General features: G+C 41.6%; 6 protein-coding genes, 2 tRNA genes and 3 rRNA genes. 7 read left to right on the top strand and 4 right to left on the bottom strand.

Annotated features, from left to right (window positions below; genetic code table 11):
• Nucleotides 1-157 precede the first annotated feature (157 nt).
• Nucleotides 158-1,036 carry a glycine--tRNA ligase subunit alpha gene (gene glyQ / locus RIV7116_RS31110; protein WP_015122311.1) on the bottom strand — a complete coding sequence of 293 codons (879 nt, stop codon included), beginning with the start codon at nucleotides 1,034-1,036 and terminating at the stop codon, nucleotides 158-160.
• Nucleotides 1,037-1,542: 506 nt separating this feature from the next.
• Between glyQ and RIV7116_RS31105 the strand changes: the two genes are divergently transcribed.
• From RIV7116_RS31105 to RIV7116_RS31075, 7 genes are all read left to right on the top strand, one after another.
• Nucleotides 1,543-3,029, top strand: a 16S ribosomal RNA gene (locus RIV7116_RS31105).
• Nucleotides 3,030-3,211: 182 nt separating this feature from the next.
• A tRNA-Ile gene (locus RIV7116_RS31100) sits at nucleotides 3,212-3,285 on the top strand.
• Between the two features lie 53 nt (nucleotides 3,286-3,338).
• Nucleotides 3,339-3,414 (top strand) — tRNA-Ala (locus RIV7116_RS31095).
• 246 nt (nucleotides 3,415-3,660) lie between these two features.
• Nucleotides 3,661-6,479, top strand: a 23S ribosomal RNA gene (locus RIV7116_RS31090).
• Nucleotides 6,480-6,561: 82 nt separating this feature from the next.
• Nucleotides 6,562-6,679: ribosomal RNA gene (gene rrf, locus RIV7116_RS31085) — 5S ribosomal RNA — on the top strand.
• The 16S, 23S and 5S rRNA genes sit together here with 2 tRNA genes alongside, the layout of an rRNA operon.
• Before the next feature lie 201 nt (nucleotides 6,680-6,880).
• On the top strand, nucleotides 6,881-7,828 hold the full coding sequence (locus RIV7116_RS31080; protein WP_015122310.1) for a hypothetical protein: 948 nt from the start codon (nucleotides 6,881-6,883) through the stop codon (nucleotides 7,826-7,828).
• 58 nt (nucleotides 7,829-7,886) lie between these two features.
• Entirely contained in the window at nucleotides 7,887-8,666 is a 780-nt protein-coding gene (locus RIV7116_RS31075) for a bifunctional 2-polyprenyl-6-hydroxyphenol methylase/3-demethylubiquinol 3-O-methyltransferase UbiG (RefSeq protein WP_015122309.1), read from the top strand.
• An 85-nt stretch (nucleotides 8,667-8,751) separates the two neighbouring features.
• Here the strand turns inward: RIV7116_RS31075 and RIV7116_RS31070 are convergent, their stop codons facing one another.
• The 3 genes from RIV7116_RS31070 to RIV7116_RS31060 all read right to left on the bottom strand — a co-directional run bounded on the left by RIV7116_RS31070 (nucleotide 8,752) and on the right by RIV7116_RS31060 (nucleotide 12,467).
• Nucleotides 8,752-9,183, bottom strand: coding sequence for a bis(5'-nucleosyl)-tetraphosphatase (locus RIV7116_RS31070; RefSeq protein ID WP_015122308.1), 432 nt, complete (start codon nucleotides 9,181-9,183; stop codon nucleotides 8,752-8,754).
• A gap of 23 nt (nucleotides 9,184-9,206) precedes the next feature.
• Nucleotides 9,207-10,406 carry an AAA family ATPase gene (locus RIV7116_RS31065; RefSeq protein ID WP_015122307.1) on the bottom strand — a complete coding sequence of 400 codons (1,200 nt, stop codon included), beginning with the start codon at nucleotides 10,404-10,406 and terminating at the stop codon, nucleotides 9,207-9,209.
• A gap of 1,080 nt (nucleotides 10,407-11,486) precedes the next feature.
• Nucleotides 11,487-12,467 carry an ARPP-1 family domain-containing protein gene (locus tag RIV7116_RS31060; protein ID WP_015122306.1) on the bottom strand — a complete coding sequence of 327 codons (981 nt, stop codon included), beginning with the start codon at nucleotides 12,465-12,467 and terminating at the stop codon, nucleotides 11,487-11,489.
• Nucleotides 12,468-12,496 lie beyond the last annotated feature (29 nt).

Genomic DNA, 12,496 nt, shown 5'->3' with positions numbered 1-12,496 from the left:
GAGCAATTTATAGAACCAGTATTTGATTACAGCAAAATTGCTAAATTAATTCGAGTAGGATAAGCATAAAATATCCCGCTTGTCTAAAGTCAGCGGGACACTATAAATATATAACTGAATATTTTTGACTTATTGTGCTCTTCAATTCAAGATATCTTCACACAGTAAGCTTTTTCAACAATGGGAAACCTAACTTTTCTCGCTGCTCTACGTAAAGTTGAGCTACTTTCCTTGCCAAGCTTCTAATTCTGCCAATGTAGCGAGTCCTTTCTGTGACAGCAATCACACCCCTTGCATCTAGCAAGTTAAAAGTATGAGAACACTTCATAATATAGTCCAAGCTTGGTAAAACCAAACCCTTCTCAGTTAATTGCTTGGCTTCTTCCTCATACATATTAAATAGAGTTAACAGCATCTGAGGATTTGAAGCTTCAAAATTGTAGGTACATTGCTCAATCTCTCCTTGGAGGTGGACATCTCCATACTTAATATTGTCAGTCCAATCAATCTTGGTAATTGCTTCCACTTCTTGTAGATACATCACCAATCGTTCCAAGCCATAAGTCATCTCAATTGACACCGGGCGACAATCAATCCCACCACATTGTTGAAAGTAAGTAAATTGAGTAACTTCCATCCCATCAAGCCAAACTTCCCAACCAGTTCCCCAAGCACCAACTGTTGCGTCTTCCCAGTTATCTTCCACAAACCGAATATCGTGTTCTTCTGGGCGAATCCCCAAAGCCTTCAATGAATCTAAATAAATTTCTTGAATATTATCGGGTGAAGGTTTTATCAGAACTTGGTACTGGTAATAGTATTGAAAACGGTTTGGATTTTCTCCATAACGTCCATCAGTGGGACGACGACAAGGTTCAACATAAGCGACAGCCCAAGGTTCTGGTCCTAAAGCTCTTAAAAAAGTATGCGGATTCTTAGTCCCCGCTCCCTTCTCAATATCGTATGACTGAGCAATCAAACAACCTTGGCTGCTCCAAAACTCATTTAAAACCGCAATAGCAGATTGAAAATTCAAAGTTATTCTCCTTTAAGCCAACAATGCATAACTATTGTTGCTCAAACTTGAAACGTCAAGAAGACTTTTTGGATTCTTCTAATTAAATAATGACTTTATGGAAATAGAGTTCTGATTGACTTTGAGAGGTAATCTCAACCACTCGGAGGCAAAATGCAATTGAGATATGCCATCAAGGAAAAATTTTTATCACCTATAACCCTTGAGGTGAAAGGCTTAGAGCGATGAAGAAAAAACTTTTTTCAAAAAAGATAGAAAAAAGAGTTGACACGAATATATTCTCTCGGTACTATGTATAAGTGCCTGAGAGAGAGAAGCGCGAAACGCCTTCACTTCAAGGGTTCCGAACCAAGAAAATTATATATTTGTTTGAAAGCCAGTATACCATAAAAGGTCTGCGTTAGTAAAGTAATTAACCAGAACCGAGGTTTAAATCGGTTAGTCAAGGAGAAAGCGATACTGTGGTAGTTACAAATGTGACTATTATCTAAGTATTGTAATCCATCAAAACGGAGAGTTTGATCCTGGCTCAGGATGAACGCTGGCGGCGTGCCTAACACATGCAAGTCGAACGGTCTCTTCGGAGATAGTGGCGGACGGGTGAGTAACGCGTGAGAATCTGCCTTTAGGTTCGGGACAACAGTTGGAAACGACTGCTAATACCGAATGTGTCGCAAGATGAAAGATTAATTGCCTAAAGATGAGCTCGCGTCTGATTAGCTAGTTGGTGTGGTAAAAGCATACCAAGGCGACGATCAGTAGCTGGTCTGAGAGGATGATCAGCCACACTGGGACTGAGACACGGCCCAGACTCCTACGGGAGGCAGCAGTGGGGAATTTTCCGCAATGGGCGAAAGCCTGACGGAGCAACGCCGCGTGAGGGAGGAAGGCTCTTGGGTTGTAAACCTCTTTTCTCAAGGAAGATAATGACGGTACTTGAGGAATCAGCATCGGCTAACTCCGTGCCAGCAGCCGCGGTAATACGGAGGATGCAAGCGTTATCCGGAATAATTGGGCGTAAAGCGTTCGTAGGTGGTTTTGTAAGTCTGCTGTTAAAGCGTGTAGCTCAACTACATATAGGCAGTGGAAACTACAAAACTTGAGTGCGTTCGGGGTAGAGGGAATTCCTGGTGTAGCGGTGAAATGCGTAGAGATCAGGAAGAACACCGGTGGCGAAGGCGCTCTACTAGGCCGCAACTGACACTGAGGGACGAAAGCTAGGGGAGCGAATGGGATTAGATACCCCAGTAGTCCTAGCTGTAAACGATGGATACTAGGCGTTGTCTGTATCGACCCGGACAGTGCCGTAGCTAACGCGTTAAGTATCCCGCCTGGGGAGTACGCACGCAAGTGTGAAACTCAAAGGAATTGACGGGGGCCCGCACAAGCGGTGGAGTATGTGGTTTAATTCGATGCAACGCGAAGAACCTTACCAAGGCTTGACATGTCCGGAAGTTCTGGGAAACTAGAATGTGCCTTCGGGAACCGGAACACAGGTGGTGCATGGCTGTCGTCAGCTCGTGTCGTGAGATGTTGGGTTAAGTCCCGCAACGAGCGCAACCCTCGTCCTTAGTTGCCAGCACTTCGGGTGGGCACTTTAGGGAGACTGCCGGTGACAAACCGGAGGAAGGTGGGGATGACGTCAAGTCATCATGCCCCTTACGTCTTGGGCTACACACGTACTACAATGCTATGGACAAAGAGCAGCCAGCTAGCGATAGTGCGCTAATCTCATAAACCATGGCTCAGTTCAGATTGCAGGCTGCAACTCGCCTGCATGAAGTAGGAATCGCTAGTAATTGCAGGTCAGCATACTGCAGTGAATTCGTTCCCGGGCCTTGTACACACCGCCCGTCACACCATGGAAGTTGGTCACGCCCGAAGTCGTTACCCTAACCGTTCGCGGAGGGGGACGCCGAAGGTAGGACTGATGACTGGGGTGAAGTCGTAACAAGGTAGCCGTACCGGAAGGTGTGGCTGGATCACCTCCTTTAAAGGGAGACCTGACCACTCATACATTGAAAACAATTTGTGATTAAATGATGAGAAGGTACATCCCAGGTCGTGACGTAGATTAGGTAATAATTTGGCTTTCAAACAATTATAGGTTCGGTAATTAATTAGTTAATTGTTTATTAATTAAATAGATTAATTAGTTAATTGATTATCACTTATGGGCTATTAGCTCAGGTGGTTAGAGCGCACCCCTGATAAGGGTGAGGTCCCTGGTTCGAGTCCAGGATGGCCCACCTGAATAATTAGTAATTACGAATTATAAATTACGAATTACGGATTATTGTATGGGGGTATAGCTCAGTTGGTAGAGCGCTGCCTTTGCAAGGCAGATGTCAGCGGTTCGAGTCCGCTTACCTCCACCAAATAATTTTTGATTAAATAAAAAAATTGGAAAGATTTCAGCACCCAGACTTGATTATTTAAATAGAAAAGTCGGAATGCTGGATTTTGTATCCAGTCAGAACCTTGAAAACTGCATATTGACGCGAAATGATTTTAGGTAGTCTTTGATTACTTGTTTCTAAGAAATTAGAAGTTAAGTAATTAGAGAAAGTATCTAGATATCCTATTTTGTAAAAAAGCCAATGATAAAGTTGGAGAAACTTTGTGGTCAAGCTACAAAGGGCTAATGGCGGATACCTAGGCACCTAGAGGCGATGAAGGACGTGGCTACCGACGAAACGTTCCGGGGAGCTGGAAGCAAGCGATGAGCCGGAAATATCCGAATGGGACAACCCTTAATACGACCTGCTGAATATATAGGCAGGAACGAGCCAACCGGGCGAATTGAAACATCTTAGTAGCCCGAGGAAAAGAAAACAAAAGTGATTCCCCTAGTAGCGGTGAGCGGACGGGGAATAGCCTAAACTATATTGCTTGCAATATAGGGTTGTGGGACAGCGACATGAAATCGGTAGGTTAGATGAAGCAGCGAAATACTGCACCAGAGAAGGTGAAAGTCCTGTAGTTGAAAATTGAACGATACTAGCTGTATCCCGAGTAGGTAGGGGCACGTGAAATCCCTATTGAATCAGCGAGGACCATCTCGTAAGGCTAAATACTACTAGGTGACCGATAGCGAAAAGTACCGCGAGGGAAAGGTGAAAAGAACCCCGGAAGGGGAGTGAAATAGAACATGAAACCATTAGCCTACAAGCAGTTGAAGCACGATTAAACGTGTGACAGCGTGCCTGTTGAAGAATGAGCCGGCGACTTATAGGTACTGGTAGGTTAAGGCGGGAATGCCGGAGCCAAAGAGAAATCGAGTCTGAATAGGGCGTTAATCAGTATTTATAGACCCGAACCCTGGCGATCTAACCATGCCCAGGATGAAGCTTGGGTAACACCAAGTGGAGGTCCGAACCGACTGATGTTGAAAAATCAGCGGATGAGGTGTGGTTAGCGGTGAAATGCCAATCGAGCCAGGAGCTAGCTGGTTCTCCCCGAAATGTGTTGAGGCGCAGCGGTAATGATTATATCTGGGGGGTAAAGCACTGTTTCGGTGCGGGCTGCGAGAGCGGTACCAAATCGATGCAAACTCAGAATACCCAGAGAACACATTGCCAGTGAGACGGTGGGGGATAAGCTTCATCGTCAAGAGGGAAACAGCCCAGACCGCCAGCTAAGGTCCCAAAATTATTACTAAGTGGCAAAGGAGGTGGGAGTGCATAGACAACCAGGAGGTTTGCCTAGAAGCAGCCATCCTTGAAAGAGTGCGTAATAGCTCACTGGTCAAGCGCTCCTGCGCCGAAAATGAACGGGACTAAGTAATATACCGAAGCTGCGGACTTACATTGTAAGTGGTAGGGGAGCGTTCTATATGGGTTGAAGCAATAGCGGCGAGCAGTTGTGGACTGTATAGAAGTGAGAATGTCGGCTTGAGTAGCGAAAATATATGTGAGAATCATATACCCCGAAACCCTAAGGGTTCCTCCGCCAGGTTCGTCCTCGGAGGGTTAGTCGGGACCTAAGGCGAGGCTGAAAAGCGTAGTCGATGGACATAGGGTCAATAATCCCTAACTATTAAGTGGGAGCATGGTCAGGACGCATGAAGGATAGCTACACCCTGATTGGATTGGGAGTTCTCCACGGAGAACGCGTAGTCAAGAATAGTGCCAAGAAAAGCCGATTATGTGTTGAAAGCTTAGTACCCGTACCCGAAACCGACACAGGTAGGGAGGTTGAGTAAACTAAGGGGCGCGAGATAACTCTCTCTAAGGAACTCGGCAAAATGACCCCGTAACTTCGGAAGAAGGGGTGCCCCCGTGAGGGGGTCGCAGTGAAGAGGCCCAGGCGACTGTTTACCAAAAACACAGGTCTCTGCAAACTCGTAAGAGGACGTATAGGGGCTGACGCCTGCCCAGTGCCGGAAGGTTAAGGAAGTTGGTCAGTTCTTCGGAATGAAGCTAACGACTGAAGCCCCGGTGAACGGCGGCCGTAACTATAACGGTCCTAAGGTAGCGAAATTCCTTGTCGGGTAAGTTCCGACCCGCACGAAAGGCGTAACGATCTGGGCACTGTCTCGGAGAGAGGCTCGGCGAAATAGGATTGTCTGTGAAGATACGGACTACCTGCACCCGGACAGAAAGACCCTATGAAGCTTTACTGTAGTCTGGAATTGGGTTCGGGCTTGGCTTGCGCAGTATAGGTGGGAGGCGTTGAATCATTCCTTGTGGGGAATGTGGAGCCAACAGTGAGATACCACTCTAGCGAAGCTAGAATTCTAACCTACTTCCGTGAGCCGGAAGAGGAACAGTTTCAGATGGGCAGTTTGACTGGGGCGGTCGCCTCCTAAAAGGTAACGGAGGCGCGCAAAGGTTCTCTCAGCACGCTTGGAAACCGTGCGTCGAGTGTAAAGGCAATAAGAGAGCTTGACTGCAAGACCTACAAGTCGAGCAGGGTGGAAACACGGCCTTAGTGATCCGACGGCTCAGAATGGAATGGCCGTCGCTCAACGGATAAAAGTTACTCTAGGGATAACAGGCTGATCTCCCCCAAGAGTCCACATCGACGGGGAGGTTTGGCACCTCGATGTCGGCTCATCGCAACCTGGGGCGGAAGTACGTCCCAAGGGTTGGGCTGTTCGCCCATTAAAGCGGTACGTGAGCTGGGTTCAGAACGTCGTGAGACAGTTCGGTCCATATCCGGTGCAGGCGCAAGAACATTGAGAGGAGTCCTCCTTAGTACGAGAGGACCGGGAGGGACGCACCGCTGGTGTACCAGTTATCGTGCCAACGGTAAACGCTGGGTAGCCAAGTGCGGAGCGGATAACCGCTGAAAGCATCTAAGTGGGAAGCCCACCTCAAGATGAGTGTTCTCATGGCATAAGCCAGTAAGGTCACGGAAAGAATATCCGTTAATAGGTGGTAGGTGGAAGTGCAGTAATGTATGTAGCCGAGCCATGCTAACAGACCGAGGGCTTGACCTCAAACCAACAATCATTGTAAATACAAACAAAATTATTCGCGTTAATATGCAGCCTTCAGGGACTCTGTATTCCCTACAAGTTTCCTGGTGCCTATGGCACAGTGGAACCACACTGATTCCATCCCGAACTCAGAGGTGAAACGCTGTTGCGGCGACGATAGTTGGAGGGTTGCCTCCTGTGAAAATAGCTCGGTGCCAGGTTTTTAATTTGATAAAGTCTCCTTCGTTGTATTTGAAGGAGACTTTATTTTTATGATATTGTTTGTCAACTTTATATTTTTCAACATACAATCAAAGTAAAATAGAAGTTTAAACAAGTTTCTAAGGAACAAAATCTTTGATTCTTTTAAATTAGATTGTCTGTTAACAACTTGAGTTTGACAAACAATTACTACTTTACAAATGGTAAATCAGATAAATGATATTGCTTCGCAGGCCAGTCAAGGCAGTATTGCAGCAATTATTCAAGTGTTGAATGAAAAGTTAGCTAATTCTGGTGTGAGAACTAGAGCGGTATTTGATAGTGGGGTATTACAACTTTTATGTGAAGCTCGCACCGAAGAAAACCTAGTGAAATCGACTTTAGTACAGCAGATTAAGCAAATACTAGAATCTATCGGACCTCGCAATGTCCATAGAGTCAATATAAATAGCCGTATTGTCCGCGAACAACAACTACTGTGGTTGGAAGAAATAAATCGTGACCCAGAAAACCAATTGCTGTGGTCAGAAGAAATTACTTTAAAAAAACCTAATATACTACGGCAATTAGTTAAAGACTTAAAAGATAGTAAGAAAGAATCACAAAAACCGCAAATTCCTCAACCTCAATCTTCTCGGCATTTAATAGTAAGTAATAAAACAAAAAAAAATAAGTCATTCTTAAGGGGGATGATAGATATTATAGCTTTGTGCTTACTGTTGTTGTCAGCGGGTTGGATAGCTTACTATTTTTTAGGTAGTAAAATTAATAATTCAATAGAGACAGTAGCTTCTAAACAGAAAATACCTGATGTAACGAAAACAAAATCTTTAAAGCCCTCAGATATAAACAAAAACCAATTGAATACCCCTACTGTAAAAAGTTCTCCAAAAGTTTCTAACGCACCTTCTCAAGTAGAAGATGATATTTTTTACATTGCGGTACGAGTTGCGAATCAAGCTGTTGAAGATGGGAAGAAAACCAATACTTCTGCTAGGTGGTTGGAAGTAGCAGCTAAATGGCAATATGCTTCTGATTTGATGGCTGAAGTACCATCTAGTCATAGTCGTTTTAAAGAGGCACAATCAAGAATTAAACTATACAAGGAATATAGCGATCTGGCTTTAGAAAAAGCTAATAAAAAGTAACGATTAGCTTAGATATAACAAATGCGTCTTGTTTTCTAAATTAAGGTAAATTTTTGTAATGAACAGCAAAACCCTTGTTTCTCTAAGACGCAGGCATTTTCAAGAATCCCAACTTTTGAACCAACAAATAGTTAATTTAACGTTAAACGTAGATAGTCATGCTTTTTTGAGAAATCCGGCTTCCCAAAACGTTTATCTCTACCTAACTAGCTACGTAAAAGCTTTTTGTGAATACTGGTTTGACAAAAGCTTGGATGAATTACAGATACTTGATTGGGGTTGTGGCAAAGGGCATATTTCTTACCTGATGCAGGAAATGGGTGCCCAGATTATCGCTTGTGACGTGCATGGTGCTGATGACTCTAGCTTTAATCAAACCACCCCTATTCTCGAAAAATCCTCTATCAATATTATCCCCTTAGAGCATTCTTATGAGCTACCTTTTAAAGACACAAGCTTCGATGTTGTTTTAAGTTTTGGAGTACTTGAACATGTTCCCAATCATCTAGCTTCCCTTCAAGAAATTAAACGAATCTTAAAACCATCAGGTCTCTTTTTTTGTTTCTTTCTTCCCTATTACCTTTCATGGACTCAGCGTTTAGCGCATCTTCGGGGGGATTATTATCATGACCGATTGTATAGCAAAAATACAGTTAAAAAACTTGCCGAACAAAGCAAGCTCGAACTGCTTGACATTTGGCATAGACAACTTTTGCCAAAGAATAGTATTTCTTATGGTAATTATCATACATTTGAATTCATAGACCAATGGCTAACAGAGCATACTCTTTTAAAATATACTGCTACGAATATTGAGTTTGTAGCTTCTAAAAGTTAGCTTGGAATGTAAATTGATATTTAAAAATTAATGACTGTTGCTTTCGTTTTTCATCTGGAAAGAATGTATATTAAGATAATTATCTTCAGATAATTAAATATTTGTTTAACTGTTCTAATAAAGGATTAATTGTTTTTTCTTGAATGATATGCGGTGGATTCCACTCTACCCATTGAGAACCGTAATGTTCTGTTAGCTTTAAATCAACTTCATTTTTGAGCCAGCCCAAAAATATTACTAAAGTTTTTTCTACTTTTTCTCCTTTAAATCGCTTATATTTAGTCTGATAAGTTTCCGTATATCGAAAATTAGTATCTAAATCTATATCTTTAAGTAAAATACCAGTTTCTTCAGATAATTCTCTTAAAGCACAATTTACTTCATTTTCTCCGAATTCAATATGACCTTTTGGGATATCGTAAATATTTACAGTTCCGGGCTTTTTATGCATTAAAAGAAAGCTTATTTGAGGTTGCTTTCTCATTACTATAAAGCCGCAAGATTTAGTTTTTCGCATCACCGATTATTTATATCAATTAATTAGACATATTTATGATTAAATTCATACATCAAATCAACTCTGCCTTTACGCAACATTGCCGGATCTAGTCTTTCTGTAGTGTTACAAGTCATTAATATAACCAGTCGCTGCTTAACTTGAAACTCAGATTCTTCAATTACACTTTGATATAATGTTCCATCTAATAAGCTCAAGATGTGTTCCGTTTTATTACTGTACTGGGCTACTTCACTTGCGCGATCTTGGGCTAAGTTATCTGCTTCGTTAATTATGATGCAAATCCTTTCTAAATAATTTGGTGGAACAAAATTAGAAATAGCATCATGATCTAATATAAAAATCACATATCCTAAAGGAACAAGAACTTCTTTTGCGACTGCTTGCGTCCATACGGTTTTACCAGTTCCAGGTTCACCGTGTACTACTACGGCAAGCTGGTTTTGATTTAAAACCGCTTGCTGTACGTTGTCAGTAAAATCCCGAATATCTTGAGGAAAACTATTAATAGAAAACTGAGTATTGACTTTCCCTACGCGACTTTGATACCCACTTAACATTACAGCTAAATCGCAAGTCCCTTTATTAATTAATGGCCCTAAATTTGTTGCCATTAAAGTGTATTGTCTTCTTCCCCTCTCGTAAGGTTCGATTTGCAGCCAAACGTCATATTTAGCCCAATAGGCATAAACTGTATTGATGACCTCCAAACGTTCCCAACTGTTAAATTTTTCAATAGGTAAATAAAAATCTCGTTCCTGATAATACTGAGTAATCAAATCAGGAGAGTTTAATAAGTTAAGAACTCGAAATACTGTAATTTCCTGAAGCCGATTCAATAGATAGTCAATTGGAATGCTGCTGCGGCTAACAAATTGAACTATCGGCGTTTCGGTACTCAAAATATCTTTATAGCGGTGGTCTGGTGTTAGTGGTTCGGGTGTTATATAATTCCAATACTTCTCAAGTTCGTAACGTGTATCTTCTGAAGTCAAACTTATGATATTTGCCCACCAAGCATAATGGTTTCGTCCTAGAGTCTCTGCGAGGCTACTAGTTAAATTTAAAGTTTTTTGAGTTAATTCTTGAGAGTCATTAGATAACAACTGCCACAAAAATTCCCAACTTAATTCTCTATAAAAAGGTCGCCAACCACTAGCAAGCAAGGTTTGGCGATTATTATTACTGCGAGAGTTTTCTTGCCCAAAATAGTCAAATTCCATATTTTCCGGTTTAGAGAGGAAGGGCTTTTTCAGTGTTAGGGAAGTCTATATCATTTTAGATTTTAATTATAAATGCCTTAGTTTTGGATTTTAAACAAAAGGATATAGAATTATAATTTATAAATTAAACAATTAAAAGTCCAGTTAATAATATTTAAAATTGAGAAACCACCTGCGTGCAAGTCGTCAGGGCAAAGCGTTCATCACTCAAAAGAAACTCCGCTGGTGAGTTACTACACACTCTTTAAAGGATAGCTACTTTCAAGCCAACCTCCCAGATTCTCAGCGTCTTTTTTGCTTCTCGCCCGTTACTTTTGGTAACGGTACAGTTCCTCTCGTACTAAAGTATGTAAGCTCTTGGCTGTTAGGGCACGCAAGTGGTTTATTTAATTTCTTTTGTTTAAAATTTTTTAGTGACTAGATCGAAGCTTAAATAGGACGAGTAGTTAGCACGTAAGCATTTCTTATAAACTGCTTTGGGGCAGTGTAACCGGATTTGGAATCCGGAATCATGAAATACTACATCCAACTGAGTTGCTATTGCATTAATAATAGCTAAGTTTATTATAGGTAGGACAAGCGGTTAGCGTAATAACATTCTTTTACTGACATATACATTCATATGTAGTTATCCCAAATTTGGCATCAAGGTTGTGAGAATGATTTATCCAACTCAGTTCCTACTGGATTAAATATAATTAAATTTTAAAGGACGGGTGGTCAGCGCAATAGTATTCATATGACCGCTTTGTGCAGTTTTTCCCGAATTTGGCATCAGGGGGGCTGAATACTTTACCTAACTCAGTTCCTTATGTACTACATTGTATTACAAAAATAATTATTTTGTCAACAGTTTTATAGATACGGGACTTACGCAATTGTCATAAGGCTTTGGTTGGTGCGTGACAGGAACATCTTATTATTACGTTAGAAATCAAGCGAACTGTCACAGCACCCTACAAGCAAAATGTGCCAGTTGCGGCCATTCCTAAGATAATTATAAATACACAGAAAACGAATTAATAATGTAGAGACGTTACAGTGTAACGTCTCCGTAGATTTTGGTTAATATCGAGAATTCTAAACACTCAAAGCATACTCCGATTTAGCAAACACAGAAGCATAAACTAAATTTCCATCTTCTTCCACAAACTCACCAGCAAAATTGTTACCTTCTATCGTTTTCAAGCGCAAATTTAAAAACTTTTCTTGCTTAGTCACTTCAAACTGCTCCGGTGGAGTCTTTGCCAAATTACTTTGAACTTCGGCGTACATCTGCTGCCGACTCTCTATTAGTTGCTGGCGTAATTCTGCTAAATTCGTCGCCGAAAACGGAATAATATCCTGGGATGTTCCATCCTTGTCGAAATACATAGCTGCGACACCGTAACAGAAGCAAACTAAAGACATCCAAACTTCTTGAAAGTAAGCTGCATTAGGAGCAATTTCAATACCAGCTAACTTGTCACCAAGAATAAATAAAGCTCCCGTTTGTCCCCTAAGCAATTCAAAACGACTTTGATATTGCGTTAAAAATGCTCGTTTTCTACTAAGAATTTGTTCTAAATGTCCGCGATTTTGTAAGCCAAAATATTGATTTAATCTACTAATAGCATTCCACAGCTTACTATAGCTTTTTTGACCTTGTAATTTAAGCGCTTCTTCTCGAAGAAACAAAGGTAGAATAAAAAACCACTGTTCGCGTTCTTCTAAGAATCCACCTTGTCCGGATTGTACGCAGCAAGCATCTTCAAACATCAGCTTTTGTCCTTGAGCAATAAAAGCGCTACGACACAAAGCATGATTTTGGGCTTTGTCTTGGATGTAACCCATATGTAGGGGGAGGATCGCGATACCTTGAGAATGGTTCGTAATTTCCATATTCCCATAACCGCGTACTTGAGTTAGTTTTAAACCTGAAAGTGGTGGAGCGAACTTGTTTGCATTTTCTACATTACTTCCGAAAATTGGTATAACTGTCATAATTCCCGATTTTTGGGGAATACCAAATCGGTAAGCAGACAAATCAAATGCCTGTGGTACTAATTGATGATAATTCATAATTGGGAATAGGGAGCAAGATGCTCCCA

The organism is Rivularia sp. PCC 7116, from assembly GCF_000316665.1.
Taxonomy (GTDB): domain Bacteria; phylum Cyanobacteriota; class Cyanobacteriia; order Cyanobacteriales; family Nostocaceae; genus Rivularia.
The sequence above is the reverse complement of the archived record's forward strand: the minus strand, read 5'-3'. Positions and strand labels throughout refer to the sequence as shown.

Excerpts from the sequence above, each read along its gene's own strand:
- RIV7116_RS31080 (WP_015122310.1), top strand. The coding sequence starts at position 6,881 with ATGGTAAATCAGATAAATGATATTGCTTCGCAGGCCAGTCAAGGCAGT.
- RIV7116_RS31075 (WP_015122309.1), top strand. The coding sequence starts at position 7,887 with ATGAACAGCAAAACCCTTGTTTCTCTAAGACGCAGGCATTTTCAAGAA.
- RIV7116_RS31070 (WP_015122308.1), bottom strand. The coding sequence starts at position 9,183 with ATGCGAAAAACTAAATCTTGCGGCTTTATAGTAATGAGAAAGCAACCT.
- RIV7116_RS31065 (WP_015122307.1), bottom strand. The coding sequence starts at position 10,406 with ATGGAATTTGACTATTTTGGGCAAGAAAACTCTCGCAGTAATAATAAT.
- RIV7116_RS31060 (WP_015122306.1), bottom strand. The coding sequence starts at position 12,467 with ATGAATTATCATCAATTAGTACCACAGGCATTTGATTTGTCTGCTTAC.